At 69.6% G+C, this 16,404-nt stretch carries 14 protein-coding genes and 1 tRNA gene; 6 read left to right on the top strand and 9 right to left on the bottom strand.

Features of this window, described 5'->3' with window-relative positions:
• Positions 1-6: 6 nt before the first annotated feature.
• The gene (locus ACWF9G_RS11180) at positions 7-741 is read left to right on the top strand and encodes a MerR family transcriptional regulator (protein ID WP_452514936.1); all 735 of its coding nucleotides are present in this window, start codon (positions 7-9) and stop codon (positions 739-741) included.
• Here ACWF9G_RS11180 and ACWF9G_RS11175 read toward each other — a convergent pair.
• The 3 genes from ACWF9G_RS11175 to ACWF9G_RS11165 form a co-directional block, all read right to left on the bottom strand.
• On the bottom strand, positions 738-1,346 hold the full coding sequence (locus ACWF9G_RS11175; protein ID WP_452514934.1) for a DUF308 domain-containing protein: 609 nt from the start codon (positions 1,344-1,346) through the stop codon (positions 738-740). The two genes, ACWF9G_RS11180 and ACWF9G_RS11175, sit on opposite strands and share 4 nt — an antisense overlap.
• Positions 1,347-1,479: 133 nt before the next feature.
• Positions 1,480-2,424: an alpha/beta fold hydrolase gene (locus ACWF9G_RS11170; RefSeq protein WP_452514932.1), complete on the bottom strand. Its 945-nt coding sequence runs from the start codon at positions 2,422-2,424 to the stop codon at positions 1,480-1,482.
• Entirely contained in the window at positions 2,424-2,852 is a 429-nt protein-coding gene (locus ACWF9G_RS11165; RefSeq protein ID WP_452514930.1) for a hypothetical protein, read from the bottom strand. Before ACWF9G_RS11165 ends, ACWF9G_RS11170 begins: the two co-directional genes overlap by 1 nt.
• A 266-nt stretch (positions 2,853-3,118) precedes the next feature.
• Here ACWF9G_RS11165 and ACWF9G_RS11160 point away from each other — a divergent pair, with 266 nt between their 5' ends.
• The 5 genes from ACWF9G_RS11160 (at position 3,119) to ACWF9G_RS11140 (ending at position 9,135) form a co-directional block, all read left to right on the top strand.
• Entirely contained in the window at positions 3,119-3,955 is an 837-nt protein-coding gene (locus ACWF9G_RS11160) for an alpha/beta fold hydrolase (protein ID WP_452514928.1), read from the top strand.
• Positions 3,956-3,957: 2 nt separating this feature from the next.
• Positions 3,958-4,404, top strand: a complete 447-nt coding sequence (locus ACWF9G_RS11155) for a VOC family protein (protein ID WP_452514926.1) — start codon at positions 3,958-3,960, stop codon at positions 4,402-4,404.
• Between the two features lie 22 nt (positions 4,405-4,426).
• A complete protein-coding gene (locus tag ACWF9G_RS11150; RefSeq protein ID WP_452514924.1) occupies positions 4,427-5,902 on the top strand; it encodes a dihydrolipoyl dehydrogenase family protein in 1,476 nt (491 codons plus the stop codon).
• The gene (locus ACWF9G_RS11145) at positions 5,899-7,341 is read left to right on the top strand and encodes an aldehyde dehydrogenase (protein ID WP_452514922.1); all 1,443 of its coding nucleotides are present in this window, start codon (positions 5,899-5,901) and stop codon (positions 7,339-7,341) included. Before ACWF9G_RS11150 ends, ACWF9G_RS11145 begins: the two co-directional genes overlap by 4 nt.
• Before the next feature lie 198 nt (positions 7,342-7,539).
• A complete protein-coding gene (locus ACWF9G_RS11140; RefSeq protein ID WP_452514921.1) occupies positions 7,540-9,135 on the top strand; it encodes an ABC-F family ATP-binding cassette domain-containing protein in 1,596 nt (531 codons plus the stop codon).
• A gap of 43 nt (positions 9,136-9,178) precedes the next feature.
• Here ACWF9G_RS11140 and ACWF9G_RS11135 read toward each other — a convergent pair whose 3' ends face one another.
• The 6 genes from ACWF9G_RS11135 to glp form a co-directional block, all read right to left on the bottom strand.
• Positions 9,179-10,228, bottom strand: a complete 1,050-nt coding sequence (locus tag ACWF9G_RS11135) for an alpha/beta fold hydrolase (RefSeq protein ID WP_452514919.1) — start codon at positions 10,226-10,228, stop codon at positions 9,179-9,181.
• A 63-nt stretch (positions 10,229-10,291) separates the two neighbouring features.
• The gene (locus tag ACWF9G_RS11130) at positions 10,292-13,006 is read right to left on the bottom strand and encodes an ATP-binding protein (protein ID WP_452514917.1); all 2,715 of its coding nucleotides are present in this window, start codon (positions 13,004-13,006) and stop codon (positions 10,292-10,294) included.
• A gap of 91 nt (positions 13,007-13,097) precedes the next feature.
• A tRNA-Ala gene (locus ACWF9G_RS11125) sits at positions 13,098-13,170 on the bottom strand.
• Positions 13,171-13,266: 96 nt separating this feature from the next.
• Positions 13,267-14,316, bottom strand: a complete 1,050-nt coding sequence (sepX, locus tag ACWF9G_RS11120; RefSeq protein WP_452514915.1) for a divisome protein SepX/GlpR — start codon at positions 14,314-14,316, stop codon at positions 13,267-13,269.
• 136 nt (positions 14,317-14,452) lie between these two features.
• On the bottom strand, positions 14,453-15,103 hold the full coding sequence (locus ACWF9G_RS11115) for a GNAT family N-acetyltransferase (protein WP_379308216.1): 651 nt from the start codon (positions 15,101-15,103) through the stop codon (positions 14,453-14,455).
• Between the two features lie 12 nt (positions 15,104-15,115).
• Complete coding sequence (glp, locus tag ACWF9G_RS11110; protein WP_379308217.1) at positions 15,116-16,375, bottom strand: molybdotransferase-like divisome protein Glp; 1,260 nt, start codon at positions 16,373-16,375, stop codon at positions 15,116-15,118.
• Positions 16,376-16,404 lie beyond the last annotated feature (29 nt).

The following is a 16,404-nucleotide window of genomic DNA, read 5'->3' as shown; positions in this document are numbered from 1 at the left end:
AGGACGGTGCTCACGATCGGCCGGCTCGCGGCCACCGCGGGCGTGACCGTGCGCACCGTCCGCCATTACCACCACGTCGGCCTGCTCCCCGAGCCCGACCGCGACGCCTCCGGCTACCGCCGCTACAGCGCCCAAGCGGCAGTCGATCTCATCCGGATCAGAACCCTCGCCGACGCCGGTGTTCCCCTGTCCCGCATCGACGCGCTGCTCCACGCCCAACCCACCGAATTCGCCGCGGCCATCACCGACATCGACGCCGAACTCCAGCGCAAGATCGACCAGCTCACCGAATACCGGAGCCGGATAGCCGAATTGGACAGCGGCGAAAGCCTCGTCCTGCCACCCGAAGTAGTCGCCATCCTGAACCGCATGCGCGGCCTCGGAATCGGCGAACAACGGGTACTCCTCGAACGCGACTCCTGGATCCTCCTCCAGGCTCTGGACCCGACCGCCGTCCCCCAGCGCATCCGCGAGAAGAACGCCGAGTTCGACGACCCCGAAACCACCCGCCTCTACCTCGCCGTCGACCACTCCGCCACCTGGGACCCCCACGATCCCCGCCTCGACCAGCTCATCGACGACCTGGACGCCTGGGAAATCGCCCACGAACGAGACCCGGGCAGGCAGACGACCCGCACGCTGATCTCCTCGCGCATCTCCGAGTCGTCCCCGTCCTGGCAACGCATCGTCGACGCCCTCAGCCACCGCGCCGAACAACGCCGACACCTGAACCCGGATTAGCCCCGGGCGTTTCGGCGGCGAAGGCCAGTGCGGTCGCGCGGCCGATATGCCTTCCACGCCAGCAGCGCGGCCTGCGCGAGGAAGAAGACGCCGCCACCGGTGGCGTAGATGGCCAGGACATCCAGGGACGGCGACTCGCCCGCGGCCTTGGCGACATAGGTCGCGCCGACCAGGAAGGACAGTCCGCCGGAGATCAGCGTCGGCCATTGCTTGCCGAGCACCGCGCCACGCCTGCGCAGCCCGACGACCAGCTGGGCCGCGCCCGACAGCACCGCCCAGATGCCGAAGACGCCCAGGACCGCGGCGGCACTGCCGGTCGTCCCTGCGATACCGAGAGCGACAGCGGTGACCGCGCTCAGAACGCCGTTGACCGCGGTCACCCGGCGCTCGGGGCCGTCGGGCACCGCGCGAAAGTCGATCAGCGACGACACGGCATCGATCAGCGGGTAGCCGACCAGCAGGATGACCGCGACGGCGTCCAGGGGGTCGTGGGCTGCCGCGAAGGCGAGAGCCCAGGCGATCGCCAGCACACCGCGGCCCAGCGACAGGCGGGTCAGCGACGAACGCGCGGATGCCGAAACAGTAGGTGTCGCAGTGCTGTTCATGACCTGCCTCCCACGAACTCCGGTGCCGACGGTCCGCGACCGTGCAGCAGGGCGGTCTCCGACCAGATCAGCATCGCGATCGGTCCGCAGACGAAAAGCTCTGCGACAGTGGGGCGTTCGGGCTTTCGAGGATTCATGGCACGAGCCTTTCCCGGCTGCCGCCACGCGGTGACGGCATGGATTGTGGTGAGCGGGCGAAGTCGCGGATCGCGGCGGCGAAACGCCCAGGTTCCTCCAGATGCCCCAGGTGGCCGCTGTGCTCCAGGATCAGCAGTCGCGAATCGGGGATGAGCTCGTGCAGCTCCTGCCCCCAGCGCGGTCCGCAGATGACATCGAAGCGACCGACGACGACCAGCGCCGGGACGGTCAGTGCGGGCAGGTCGGCGCGGTCGTCGACGAGATCGGGAGATCCGATCGCGTCCAGTCCCGAGATGTAGCCGGCGCGCAGCGCATCGCGCACCGGAGCCCAGCGCCGTTCGTCACCCCAGTAGTCGGCGAGGTAGGCGGGCAAGATGCCGCGGGCGACGGCCAGGGTCTGCACATCGTTCGAAATAGCCTGCATCGCACCGAAAGCCGCGAGCACCTCGGCCAATTCGGGGCGATCAGCGTGGGCAGCGGCGAATTCCCGGAGCCGCCGTGCGGCCTCCGCGCCGTGCTCGGGTCCGGTCACCGGTGAACCCTCGTAGAGGATGACGCCCGCGAGGCCGGTCGGACGGTGGATCGCGTGGAAGGCGGCGACGAACGCGCCGTGCGAGTGACCGAGCAGATACACCGTCGGCACCGCGAGGTGATCGATGATCCGTTGCAGCGCGATGCTGTAGCGCTCCCGGGTGTAGCCGTGCGGATGTGTCGGCAAACGACCGGATTCGCCGGTGCCGATGGCCTCGACATAGACCATGGTCAGATGATGTTCCAGCTCGGGCATGCGCAGGTACTCCCAGTGGATGCCCGGCCCGCCCGGATGGGCGAGGCAGACCGGGCCGCTGCCGTAGACGTGGTACCGCTGGCGGACACCGTCGGAGTCGAAGACGTGCGCGCCCGGCGCGAGCACACCGGAGGTCTGGGGCGGGAGCGACATCACGTGGCCCGCAACGGCGCGGCGAAGGACTTGCGCAGCGAGGACGGCCCGACCAGGGGCAGCAGCAGCGCCAGGACCTTGCCCTTGAACGCCCGCGGGGTCCGGGTCAGTTCGATATCGACGCGGGAGCCCGCCTGCGTCGGCGTGGCGCGGAAGACCCAGCCGCCGCCCGCGCCGAAGAGTTTGGAGTCCAGCGTGGTGATGGTGACGGTGTCGCCGGCCGGGTCCCACTCGTAGCGGGCGCGCTCCCAGGCCGCGGCGGTGCCTTCGGTGACCTCGGCCCAGGTCTCGCCACGCTCGTGGACGACGAAGTGCTCGGCATCGATCGTCGGCCATGCCTCGGGACGGGTTGGCCCGAAGTCGGTGAGCACGTGCACGACCTCGGCGGGCGACAGGGTGGACATCAGGTGAAAACGGACAGTAGCCATGGGAAAAACGATCGCTGTCCGGGACCTCGCCCCGAATCTGTCGGATGACGCTGGGACTGACGTATTCCAGCCCGTCCCCGCCGATCGGGGACGCTCCCGCGATGCGTGCGCGCTGGACAGCCCCCACCTGGTCTTCGTGTCGGACACTGCCGGTCCGGCGATGGTGACTACGTCATGGTCGGCGTCAGGTGACAGATGTGGCGCCGGGGCCGCGCGACCCATTGTGGAATCCGCACTGCTTCACCGTTCCCCGAAAGGACCATGACATGGTCGACATCCGACGCTCCAGCCGAGCGGTCGCGGCGATCACGGCCGTAGTGGCCGCGGGCAGCCTCGCCGTCGCCTGCACCGCGAGCACCACCACCCAGGCCGGGCCCACCTTGGACGCGCCGAAGCCGACCATCGTGCTGGTCCACGGCGCGTTCGCGGACGGATCGAGCTGGAACGACGTCATCGACAAGCTCATCGAGAACCGGTATCCCGTTGTCGCGGCGGCGAATCCGCTGCGTGGACCGGCCGCCGACGCCGCCTCGGTGCGCGGGTTGCTCAGCCACATCGACGGCCCGGTCGTCCTGGTCGGGCACTCCTACGGCGGATCGGTCATCAGCGCCGCAGCGGCGGGCAACGATCAGGTGAAGGCGCTGGTGTATGTGGCGGCCTTCCTGCCCGCACCGGGAGAAACCGCGCTCGAGCTGACCACCAAGTTCCCCGGGTCCACGCTGCCCGGCACGCTCGACCCGGTCGCCTTCACCCGCCCGGACAACAGCGCGGGCACCGATCTGTATATCCAGCAGAGCAAGTTCCGCGACCAGTTCGCCGCCGATGTCGCCGCGGACCGCGCGACCCTGGCCGCGGCCACCCAGCGTCCGATCGATCAGGCCGCGCTCGAGGAGAAGGCCACCGTCGCCGCCTGGACCGACAAGCCCAGCTGGGACGTGATCACCACCCAGGACCTCAATATCCCCGTCGCGGCGCAGCGGTTCATGGCCGAGCGGGCACATTCCCAGGTCACCGAGGTCGAGGCCTCGCACTCGGTCGCCGTCTCGCACCCCGACGTGGTCGCCGACGTGATCGAGCAGGCCGCCAAGGGCGTGACCCCGTGATCATGAATTTGAAGCTCGAAGTCATCGTGCTGCCCGTCGCCGACGTCGACCGCGCGAAGGCCTTCTATACCGATCGGCTCGGATTCCGTCTCGACGCCGACTTCGCGGTGGACGAGGGCTACCGCGTCGTGCAGCTCACCCCGCCCGGTTCGGAATGCTCGATCATCATCGGCACCGGTGTCAGCGCGGCCGCGCCCGGCACCGTGCAGGGCCTGCACCTGATCGTCACCGATATCGAGCAGACCGTCGCGGAGCTGACCGAGCGCGGGATCGAGGTCGACGGACCGTTCCGCGACGCCACCGGTGTGTTCCATCAACCCGGAACCGAAAGCCGTGTCCCCGGGGCTGATCCGCAGCGCCGCTCCTACGGTTCGTTCGCCGCGTTCACCGATCCCGACGGTAACGGCTGGTTCCTGCAGGAAGTCACCCAGCGTGCACCCGGCCGCTGATCCGACCAGCGAAGGCGAACCCATGTCCGAGAAGGAAACTCGTACCTACGATGTCGTGGTCATCGGCGCCGGGCCGGTCGGCGAGAACGTCGCCGACCGTACCCGCGCCGCCGGGCTCAGTACCGTGATCGTCGAATCCGAGCTGGTCGGCGGCGAATGCTCGTACTGGGCTTGCGAACCCAGCAAGGCCCTGCTGCGTCCCGCCCTGCTCTATCGCGAGGCCGCACGCTTCCCCGGCGTCGGCGGCGCGGTGACCGGCCGCCTTGACGTGCCCGCGGTGCTGAAACACCGTGACCGCATGGTGGCCGACTGGAACGACCGGGACCAGGTCGACTGGCTCGACTCCGTGCGGGTCGACCTCATTCGTGGTCACGGCCGCATAGCGGGACCGCGGCAGGTGACAGTTCATACGCCCGAGGGCGGCACCGTGCGGCTCGCCGCCCGGCACGCGGTGGCGGTGTGCACCGGCACGTCGGCGGCACTGCCCCCACTACCGGGCTTGGATACGGTGCGGCCGTGGACAAGCCGCGAAGCCACCGCCGCCGAGGACGTTCCCGGCCGGCTCGCGATTCTCGGCGCCGGTGTGGTCGCCGTCGAAATGGCCACCGCCTGGCAGGCGCTGGGTGCGCAGGTCACCCTCATCGCTCGCGAATCCCGGCTGCTCGGCCGGGTCGAGGCATTCGCCGCGGACCTGGTCGCCGAGCGGCTCCGGGAGGCCGGTGTCGACCTGCGGTTCGGTACCACCATCACGGCGGCGGAACGGGCGGGCGGCCCCGACGACGGCGTCCACCTCACCCTCGCCGACGGCACCCGGCTGGTGGCCGACGAGCTCCTGCTCGCGACCGGACGCGCACCACGCACCGCGGACCTCGGCATCGAGACCGTCGGCCTGACGCCCGGCCAGTGGCTCGACACCGACGACACCTTCACCGTAACCGCGGTCGACGGCGCGTGGCTGTACGCGGTCGGCGACGTCAATCACCGTGCGCTGCTCACCCATCAGGGCAAATATCAGGCCCGTATCGCCGGGGCGGTCATCGCTACCCGAGCGCGGGGCCGGACGTTGGACACCGAGAAGTGGGGCCCGCACACCGGAACCGCCGACTTGGTGGCGGTTCCGCAGGTGGTGTTCACCGACCCGGAGATCGCGGCGGTCGGACTCACCACCGAGGACGCCGCCCGCACCGGGCGGGTGGTGGATGTGGTCGACTACGACATCGGCCGGGTCGCGGGCGCGATCCAGCACGATCCCGGTTATCGAGGACAGGCCAGGGTGCTGATCGACCCGCGGCGCCGGGTGATCGTCGGTGCCACCTTCGCCGGACCCGGCGTCGCCGAACTGCTGCATTCGGCCACCATCGCCATCACCGGCGAGGTTCCGATCGACCGGCTCTGGCATGCGGTTCCCGCGTTCCCCACCATCAGCGAAGTATGGCTGCGACTGCTGGAAACCTATCGCGACCAACAGAACCCGGCCGCACCGGGAGCAGCTGGATGATCACCTACGAGCAGCTCTACATCGGCGGATCGTGGACCGAACCCAGCGAACCGGCGCTACTGGAGATCCTGTCTCCGCACGATCGATCGCTGCTCGGCGCGGCGGCGCAGGCCCAGCCCGCCGATGTGGACCGCGCGGTCGCGGCGGCGCACGCGGCTTTCGACAGCCGCGAGTGGCGTGACACCCCGGCCGCCGCGCGAATCGTGATGTTGCGACAGTTCAATCAGCTGCGCGAGGAACAGGCCGACCGGATCGCCGAGCTCATCACCGCCGAAAACGGTTCGGCCGCCTGGTTCACCCAGGCAGGCCAGGCCGCTCTGACCCGGCAGGCGAACGCCTACTTCGCGGCCGCCGAGCATTTCGACTGGGAGCGAACGCTCACTCCGTCGGACCCGGATGCGCTCGTGCGCAGCGTGGTACGGCGCGAACCGGTCGGCGTGGTGGCCGCGGTGATCCCATGGAACTCGCCCTTCTCCGCCGCGACATCGAAGCTGCTGCCCGCCTTGCTCACCGGAAATTCCGTGGTGCTGAAAGTATCTCCGGAGAACTCGCTGAGCATGGGACTGCTGACCGAGCTGATGGATCGCATCGGGCTGCCGGACGGCGTGCTCAGTGTGCTGCCCGCCGAACGGGACACGAGCGAGTACCTGATCTCCCATCCGCTGGTGGACAAGATCGCGTTCACCGGCTCGACCGGCGCCGGTCGCCGGATCGCGTCCATCGCCGGCTCCCAGCTCAAACGGGTCAGTCTCGAACTCGGCGGCAAATCGGCGGCGGTGATCCTGCCCGACGCCGATCTGACCGTGGTGATGCAGGGCCTGAAGTTCGCTTCGCTGCTGAACAACGGCGAGTCCTGCATCGCCCACACCCGGATCCTCGCCCCGGCCTCCCGCTACGTGGAGGTGGTCGCGGCGCTGAGCGCGCTGGTCGAGTCCTTGCCGGTCGGTGACCCACGCGACCCGGAAACCTTCATCGGGCCGATGGTCCGCGGCGATCAGCAGCAGCGGGTCCGCGACTACATCGAGGCCGGAATCGGTGAAGGCGCCCGCCTGGTCTGTGGTGGCCCGCAGGTGCCGCACGGCTTGCGGGACGGCTTCTATGTCACACCGACGGTTTTCGCCGACGTGACGCCTGCGATGCGCATCGCACGGGAGGAGATCTTCGGCCCGGTCCTGGTCGTCATGGCCTACGACGACATCGACGACGCGATCCGCATCGCCAACGATTCCGACTACGGCCTCTCCGGTGGCGTGTGGTCGGCGGACGAGGCGGCGGCGGTGGCCGTGGCCCGCCGCATCCGGGCAGGCACGGTCGCCGTCAACGGTGCGCCGGTCGGATTCGACGGTCCCTTCGGTGGCTTCAAGGCCAGCGGAATCGGCCGCGAATACGGCGCCGTCGGTCTGGGCCAGTACACCGAATACCAGACCATTACGGTCTGACACCGCTGCTAGGGTGGCCACGTGCTCATCGAGGAAGTCGACAGAATCTAGCCGCCCGGTCGAAGGCGGCGCTTCCGATCACACATTCTCGCCTTCGCCTGGCTCCGCACAGTTCCTGAATCACGCGCCGACGGTCAATCTCGACCACGGCGCGAACTTGCGGCCGCTCGTTCACGAGCAGGAAAGAGTCGACGACCCATGTCCACATCCATCTCCGCGGCCATCATGCTGCAGAATCTGTCCTTCGAATGGCCTGACGGCACCGTCGCGCTGTCCGGGCTCAACGCGACGTTGAGCACCGGGCGCACCGGTCTGGTCGGCCGCAACGGCGCCGGGAAATCGACGCTGTTGCGGCTGATCGCCGGCAACCTGACACCGATGTCGGGGCGCATCGAAACCACCGGCCCGGTGGGCTATCTCCCGCAGACGCTCACCCTCGGCCGCGATGCCACCGTCGCGCAATTGCTCGGCATCGCGGGCAAACTCGCGGCCTTGCGCGCGATCGAATCCGGCCGGACCGGCGACGAACACTTCGAGACGATCGGCGACGACTGGGACATCGAATCCCGCGCCGACGAAGCGTTGCACGACATCGGTTTCAGCGCCACCGATCTGGACCGCCGGGTCGACGAGATCTCCGGTGGTGAAGCGGTGCTCGTCGCGATCACCGGGCTGCGGATCCAGCGCACGCCGATCACCCTGCTCGACGAGCCGACCAACAACCTCGATCGCGAAACCCGTGCCAAGCTGGCCGAATTGGTGGATTCGTGGCCGGGCACCCTCCTCGTGGTGAGTCACGACCTCGAGCTGCTCGAACGGATGGACGCCACCGCGGAACTTCGGGCCGCGACACTGGAGGTATTCGGTGGGCCCTACAGCGCCTGGCGGCACCACGTCGACCAGGAGCAGGCAGCGGCCGCGCAGGCGGCTCGAACCGCCGAACAGGCGTTGAAGGTCGAGAAGCGGCAGCGGATCGAGGCCGAGACCAAGCTCGCCAGACGCGAGCGCACCGCCAGGGCGACACAGCGGGACGGCGGAATTCCGCGGATTCTCGCGGGCAACAGGGCCAGCAGGGCGCAGAGCTCGGCCGGGGGCATGCGCACCACCCTGGATGCCAAAGTCCGTGCGGCCCAGGATATCCTGGATTCCGCTTCGTCACGGGTACGCCGCGACGAGCACATCCATCTCGAACTGCCCGATCCCGATGTGCCGCGCAGCCGCCGCATCGCGGAACTGCGCGACGGTGACCGGCGCGTCGTCATCCAGGGCCCGGAACGCGTCGCCCTGATCGGCCCCAACGGCGCGGGCAAGTCGACACTGATCGAAAACCTGCTCGCGGGTCGCGACCCGGAACGCGGCACGCTGCTCACCGACCGGGTGGGGTATCTGCCACAACGTCTGGACAACCTCGACGAGCAAGCCAGCGCGCTCGACAACGTCCACGCCGTGGCCACCACCACCGCACCGGCCACCATCCGAAACCAGCTGGCCCGCCTGCTGTTGCGCGGCAGCAGCGTGCAACGGCCCGTCTCGACGCTGTCCGGCGGTGAACGCTTCCGGGTCTCGCTGGCACGCTTGTTGTTCGCCGACCCGCCCGCCCAGCTGCTGATTCTGGACGAGCCGACCAACAACCTCGATATCTCCAGTGTCGAGCAACTGGTCGAAGCGCTGGCCGACTATCGCGGCGCGATCCTGGTGGTCAGCCACGACTACCCGTTCCTGCGCAGGATCGGCATCGACACCGTCGTCGAGCTCGAGCCGGGCGGCCGCATCGAGGCGCGCACCGGCCTGTGACCGCGTCCGGCTCCGGGCACGCCGAGCGCCCGGAGCCGGATATTCACAGCCGGTCGGCGTCGATGATCGCCTGCGCGAAAGGCTTCGGCGCTTCCTGCGGGACGTTGTGCCCGATGCCGTCGAAGACGCGATGCTCGTACTTGCCGGTGAACTTGTCGCGGTATCCCCGACCGTCTTTGGCCGCGCCGTCGAAGTCGCTGCTGATGGTGATGGCGGGCACGGAGATGGCGGGGCCGGTGGCGAGAAGCTGTTCGTAGGCGTCGTATTGCGGTTCGCCCGGCGCCAGGCTCAACCGCCACCGGTAGTTGGAGATGACGATGTCGACGTGATCGGGATTGTCGAAGGCGGCGGCGCTGCGACCGTACGTGGCGTCGTCGAAATCCCAGGCCGGGGAGGCGCGTCGCCAGATGAGCTTGTTGAAATCGTGGCGATTGCGGGTGTATCCGAGGCGCCCACGTTCGGTGGTGAAGTAGTATTGATACCACCACTCGAGTTCGGCTTCGGGCGGCAACGGCTGCTGCTGTGCGGCCAGCCGGGTGATGAGGTATCCGCTCACCGCGACCATCGCCTTGACGCGTTGTGGCCACAGCGCGGCGACGATGTCGACCGTGCGCGCACCCCAGTCGAATCCGCCGAGGACGGCCTTGTCGATGCGCAGGGCGTCCATGAAGTCGACGATGTCGCGCGCGATCGCCGATTGCTGTCCGTTGCGGACGGTCTGCGCGGACAGGAAGGCGGTCTCGCCGTAGCCACGCAGGAACGGGACGAGCACCCGGTATCCGGCCGCGGCCAGCAGCGGGCCGACATCGGCGAAGCTGTAGGCGTCGTAGGGCCAGCCGTGCAGCAGGATCACGGGTGGCCCGGTGACCGGCCCGAACTCGGCGTAGGCCACCGAGAGGACGCCAGCCTCGATCTTCTTGACGGGGCCGAGGCTCGTGTTGGCTCCCGATCCCCCTCGCAGGGCCGCGCCGGGTGCGGCGGTCGCGGGCGCCGTGGCGGAGTCGGTGGCGCAGGCGCCGAGGGAAGTCACGGCCAGGCCTGCGGCGCCCGCCGCGAGCGCTCCGCCGAAAAGCCGTCGTCGATTGATGTCCATGTCATCGACGCTAGGCAGCGCACCAACCCCGCCGCGAGCGTCGGATGACGTAATCGGTGTCGCTCAACCGGCCGTTTCGTCCAGGGCGGGCAGCAGCGCCGCGAGGTCCCCCCGTGCGCTGATCCCGAGCTTCGGGAAGATCCGGTGCAGGTGCGTGCTGACGGTCCGGTGCGACAGGTAGAGCCGCTGCCCGATCTCGCGGTTGGTCAGCCCCTGTGCCGCCAGTTGCGCGATGCTCAGCTCGTGCGGGGTGAGCCGTTCCCTGGCATCCGGGTCGCGATTCGGGCTCGATTCGCCTGCGCTGCGCAGTTCCAGGCGTGCCCGTTCGCTCCAGGCGGTGAAGCCGAGTGCATCGAAAACCTCCCGCGCCGTGCGCAAATGGGTGCGCGATTCCACGACCCGGCGCTGTCGCCGCAGCCACTCGCCATACGCGAGATGCAAGCGACCGCGTTCGGCGGGCCAGCCGGTGAGATCCGCCGCCAGTGCGGCGGCGAACAGCTCCGCGGCGTTGTCACCGGCGAGAACCGCTCGGGCGTAGCGCATTCCGATGTGCAATGCGGGCGCGGAGGTGGCTGCCGCCGCGGGTTCAAGCCCGCGCAGCAGTTCCGTCATGGCGTCGGCCTGCCCGGCGCGGACGGCGGCCTCGGCGAGTTCGGTGAGGAAATACGCGGCCAGCGCCGGTGAATGCGCCGGGTCGCGCGGATCGTGGACGCGGGCCAGATCGGTGAAGGCGTCATCGAAGCGGCCCTCACCGAGCGCGATGAGTCCGCGGGTGAGCTGCGCGGTGGCCAGCACGGGCCGCACCGCGGCGGCCAGTCCGATGCGTTCGGTGTCCGCCACGAGCGCTGTGGCCTGCGTGTAGTCCCCACGCAGCGCGGCGATTTCGGCCTGCACGCCGATAGCGGACGCGTGCATGAAGGGCTGCCCGGTCTCCAGCGCGAAAGCCGCGGCCTCGGCCGCGATCGGCGCGGCGGCGGCGAGGTCACCGACCCTGGCCAGGCTCCAGGCCTGGATCGCGAGTGCCCTGGTCAGCAACCCCAGCTGCCCGGCGGCACGGAATCCGGGCGCGGCCGCGCCGGCGAAATGCGCGGCGAGATCGAAAGCGCCGACCTGGTAGGCCGCGCTGCTGAGAAAGTGATCGACCTCGGTCTCGCGTCCGGTGGTCGCGGCCAGCGCCCGCAGGTGGCCGAGTACCTGTTCGCCGCGTTCGAACGGGGCCACGATCGAATCGATCGCGAGCTTGCGCGGATCGCCGTCGGGGATGCCGAAGGTGTCGGCGACCGTGAGCACCGCGCGCCGGGTATCGGGTCCGGGTTCGGACCAGAAGCACCGCGCGGCCGCACCCCACAGGATCCGCAGCGCGGCATCCGGAAACCCGTCCGCGGCGACCGAGGCAGCGAGCACGGCCAGCTCACCGATGCGCGAAGGACTTTCGCGCATTCCGTCGTCGAATCCACTGGCCAGCCAGTTCGCGGTGGCCTCCTGCCCGGCGGTGAGGGGAAGCGTGCGCGCGGCGTCGACCAGTCGTTCGGTCGTCTCGCGACGACCGGCGGCGATGGCCAGCTCCGCCGCGCGCAGCAGGCGATCCGCGCGTCGGCCGGGCGTGGCGCTGAGCGACGCGGCCCGTTCCAGCGCCGCGATCGCCCCGCCGTGGTGCCGGGATCGTTCGGCGGCGTCCTCGAGCGCCGCGGCGACCTCCTCGTCGGCTCCGGCCGTGCCCGCCGCCCGATGCCACACCTGCCGGTCCGGGGATTCCACGAGCAGGTCGGCGATCGCCAGATGCGCCTGGCGGCGTTGTTCGGCAGTCGCCGCCGCGACGAGCGCCGAGCGGACCAATGGATGACGGAACGTCACTGTGCCGGAGCGGATATCGATCAACCGGGCCGCCACAGCGGGGGCGAGAATATCGGCCTCCGCCTCCGATCCAAGAAAAACCCCTGCGGCAGCGAGTGTTTCGGTGACCGCGTTGCCATCGTCGAGCGCCGCGACCAGCAAGGCCGACCGGGTGCGCTCCGGCAGCTTCGCGCCGCGCGCCGAGAATGCCCGCTCCAGTCGTTCTGTCAGCGGAATGATCTGGGTGGACTCGGCGAGATCCGCCACGGCCGTCGGCAGTTCGGTCAACGCGAGCGGGTTTCCGTGCGCCTCGGCCAGCACCCGGCGGCGAAGCTGGGCGGGCAGGTCCGGTGCGGCGCTGTCGAGCAGTGCGTTCGCGTCGTCATCGGTCAGCGGCCCGAGCCGCATCACGGCCAGCTCGGCCTCACGCAGCGGCGAGTTCGTGCCATCGCGCACGGTCGCGAGCAAGGCGGCGGGTTCGGAGTGGATGCGGCGCGCGACGAAGGCGAGGACCTCCGCGCTGGCGGAATCGAGCCAGTGCGCATCCTCGGCGACCACCAGCAGCGGCCGGTCGGCCGCCAGATCGGCCAGCAGCGTCAGTGCGGCGAGACCCACCAGGTGCGGGCTCGGCTCGGCGACGACGTCCGACATACCCAACGCGGTCGTCAGCGCGTCGAACTGGCGCGCGGGGAGCGCGTCGAACGCGTGCCGCAGCGGGTACAGCAGCCGATGCAGCCCGGCATAGGCGAGGCCGTGTTCGGCTTCGGCGCCCGAGGTCCGCAGCACCCGCAGCCCGGCGGAGGCCGCGATGGCGACCGTCTCCTCGACGAGCGACGACTTTCCGATTCCGGGTTCCCCCTCGATCAGGATGCCGCCGCGGTCGTCGGGGCCGTCCACGAGCGCGGCCAGTTCTTTCAGCTCGGCGACTCGTCCGAACGTCGGCATAGGTGGCGCGCTCCTCCCGGCCCCCCTGTCGGCGTAGGGGGCATACAGGGACAAAAAATCCCCAGGCTGTTGCCTGGGGATTTTCAGTGGGTGGAGCTAAGGGGAATCGAACCCCTGACCTTCTCGATGCGAACGAGACGCGCTACCAACTGCGCTATAGCCCCGTGCGGCTCTGGCGAACCGCGCTGTGACACTGTATCAGGCGTTGCGCCCGGATACCGAATCGGTACTCTGAACTGCTGTTATGCGGGTTCGACCAGTTATTCGCCGACTGCGCGGCCGAGGTCTTCGACCCGGGTGCGTAGCGCGCGTGCGGTGGCCGGATCGAAGGTTTCCAGGTGCTCGAACGTCGGGTCCTCGTCGTCGGTGTCGAGCAGGGTGGAGCGGCGGCGCAGGGCGCGGGCGGTGTCGCGGTCCATGGTGCGCCGGGTCGTCGCGGCCTCGGGGGTGGCGGTGGCCTCGCGGCGCTTGCCACGGGTGAGGCGGGCCGCGCGCCTGCGGCGGATCTCCTCCTCCACGTGGACCTGCTTGCGTAGGTAGGCCAGATAGCCGACCAGCACGGCCGTGGACAGGCCGCACGCCCACCAGAACATCGCGTTCAGCAGCAGGCCGAACGCGGCGAACAGGATGGTGGCGATGATGAGACCGAGGACAGCGCGCTGCCGGAAGCTGTAGCGGGCGGCGCGGGCGATGGCGTCGGCCTCGGGGTCGTAGCCACCGCGGCCGCGCCTGTTCGGCACGAAGTCCTCGTCGAAGTCGTCGGCGTCCTCGGTGACGTCCGCGGTGACGTCCTCGAGGCGGGCTGGCGGCGCGGGCGGGATGCGCGCGGCGACCGGCGAGTCGGCCTCGTCGTCGTCCTGCGCGATGTCCGGGTCCGGCTCCGCCGCAGCGTCATCGAGTTCGGCATCCGCGGAATCGGCTGTCTCGGAACGCTCTTCGGGGTCGTCGTCGGCCGTGTCGTCGGCGAGGTCGACCTCGTCCTCGGACGCGGCTTCGAGTTCCGGTGTAGGGGTGAGCTTCTCGTCGTCAGCTTCGGTGACGGGCTCATCGGCCGATGTCGTCATCCGATCCTCCGAATCAGTACGGTGGGGGCGCTTGCTCAGCACACGGGGGCGGTAGTCGGGGTCACTCTCATGACCGCCTGCCGCCCCGATGCGGATCCGCCGTTCGGCCCCGCCACGGTGCAGCACGCGCGTGGCGAGTGCGGCATCGGTGGTGCGGCGGATCCGGGGATGCCGGTCCGCCAGGATCGGGAACAGGACGAAGACCCACAGCACGACGAGTCCGATCCACAGGATCGAATTCGGCATCGCGGTCATCACCTCCCGTCCCCGCCTGCGCGTTGTCCATCGTTGGACGCACTACCGACGTCCGTAGGTTAATTCGGGCACGCCTGCCCGCGCGGCAGGCGCGCCGTGCACACCTGCCACATGAGTAACAGAAATTTCACGGCAGCGCCGCTCGACCCTCCCTGACCAGGCGGTCCACCACCGTGCCCATGACTTCCTCGACCGTCAAGCCCACCAGCAGGTGATCGCGCCATTCGCCGTCCACATCGAGGTAGCGGCGCAGCATGCCCTCCTCGCGGAAGCCGACATTGCGCAGGACGGCCTGGCTGGGCAGGTTCTCCGGCCGCACCGTCGCCTCGACGCGGTGCAGGCCGACCGGGCCGAAGCAGTGATCGAGCCCCAGCGCCAGCGCGGCCGTCGCCACGCCCTGACCGCCGAGGTCCTTGGCCACCCAGTAGCCGATCCAGGCCGAGCGCAGCGCGCCGCGCACGATATTGCCGATGGTCAGCTGCCCGCTGAACTGCCCGTCGACCTCGATCACCAGCGGGATCATCGCGCCACGCCGCGCCTCGGCCTTCAGGCTCGTCCACAGCGACGGCCAGTTCGACGCGTGATTGCGCGCCTCCCAGCTGCCGCGCCCGGTCGGTTCCCAGCGCTCCAGATGGTCGCGGTCACGCAGCCGGATGCGGCTCCACGCGGCGGCATCGCGAAAACGCACCGGCCGCAGGGTCACCTGCCCGCCCGCCACGATCACGGGACCGAGCCGCGCAGGCCATCCGGGATGCTGACCTGCCCGGAATACGTTCATCGTCTCCACGTTTCAGCCGCGCTGCGCCAGGAACGCGACCCGCACCTCGTCACCGGTCCGGAAATCGGTGTCGTCGGGTTCGACGACGATCAAGCTGTTCGCCTCGGCCAACGTCACCAGCAGATGCGAGGATCCGCCGTTGCCGTTGCCGAGGGGCTGCACCAGGTAGTCGCCGGTCGCCTCGTCACGCAGCAGCTGCGCGCGCAGGTAGCCCTTGCGGCCCGGCATCGAGGAGACCGGAGTGATGGTGCGGGCGTTGACGATTCGGCGCATCGGCTGCCTGCGGCCCAGCGCGATCCGGATCAGCGGACGCACCATCACCTCGAAGACCACCAGCGCGCTCACCGGATTCGACGGCAGCAGGAACGTCGGCACCTCGTCGCGGCCGAGCCTGCCGAAACCCTGCACCGAGCCCGGATGCATGGCCACCCGGTCCACCTCGAGCTCACCGAGCCCGTCCAGTGCCTCGCGCACCTGCTCCGAGGCCCAGCCGCCGACCGCACCGGCGATCACGACGACCTCCGAGCGCACCAGCTGTCCCTCGACCACGTCACGCAGCCTGCGCGGATCGGCGCTGACGATGCCGACCCGGTTCACATCGGCACCGGCGTCACGCGCGGCCGCGGCCAGCGCGTAGGAGTTCACGTCATAGACCTGACCTGGGCCTGGCGTGCGATCGATATCGATCAGCTCACCGCCGATGGAGATCACTGACAGCCGCGGCCGCGGATGGACAAGCACCTTGTCCTGGCCGACCGCGGCCAGCAGGCCGACCTGGGCCGCGCCGATGATGGTGCCCGCGCGGACCGCCACGTCACCGGGCTGTACGTCGTCACCGATCCGGCGGACGTAATCGCCCGAGCGGACCGGCTCGAAAACCTTGATCCTGGCGCGGCCGCCGTCGGTGAATTCCAGCGGAAGCACCGCGTCGGCGAGCGTCGGCAGCGGCGCGCCGGTGTCGACCCGCACGGTCTGGCGCGGCTGCAACCGGATCGGCTGACGCGAACCGGCCACCACCTCACCGACCACCGGCAGGGTGAGGTCGATCAGCTCGCCCTCCTCGTCGCGCACATCGGTACCGGCGGCGGTGACGTCGACGCTGCGCACCGCGTAACCGTCGATGGCGGCCTGATCGAAGCCGGGCAGCGGACGTTCGGTGACGACGTCTTCCGCGCACAGCAAACCCTGGGCCTCGGATATCGCGACCCGGACCGGCCTGGGTGCGACCGCGGCCGCGGTGACCTTGATCAGCTGATCCTCAACCGAGCGCATCGAGCTCCTGTGTCTATCGGCGACTGCCT

It is taken from the genome of Nocardia sp. NPDC055029 (assembly GCF_053608525.1).
This window is presented reverse-complemented; position numbering and strand designations above follow the sequence as displayed.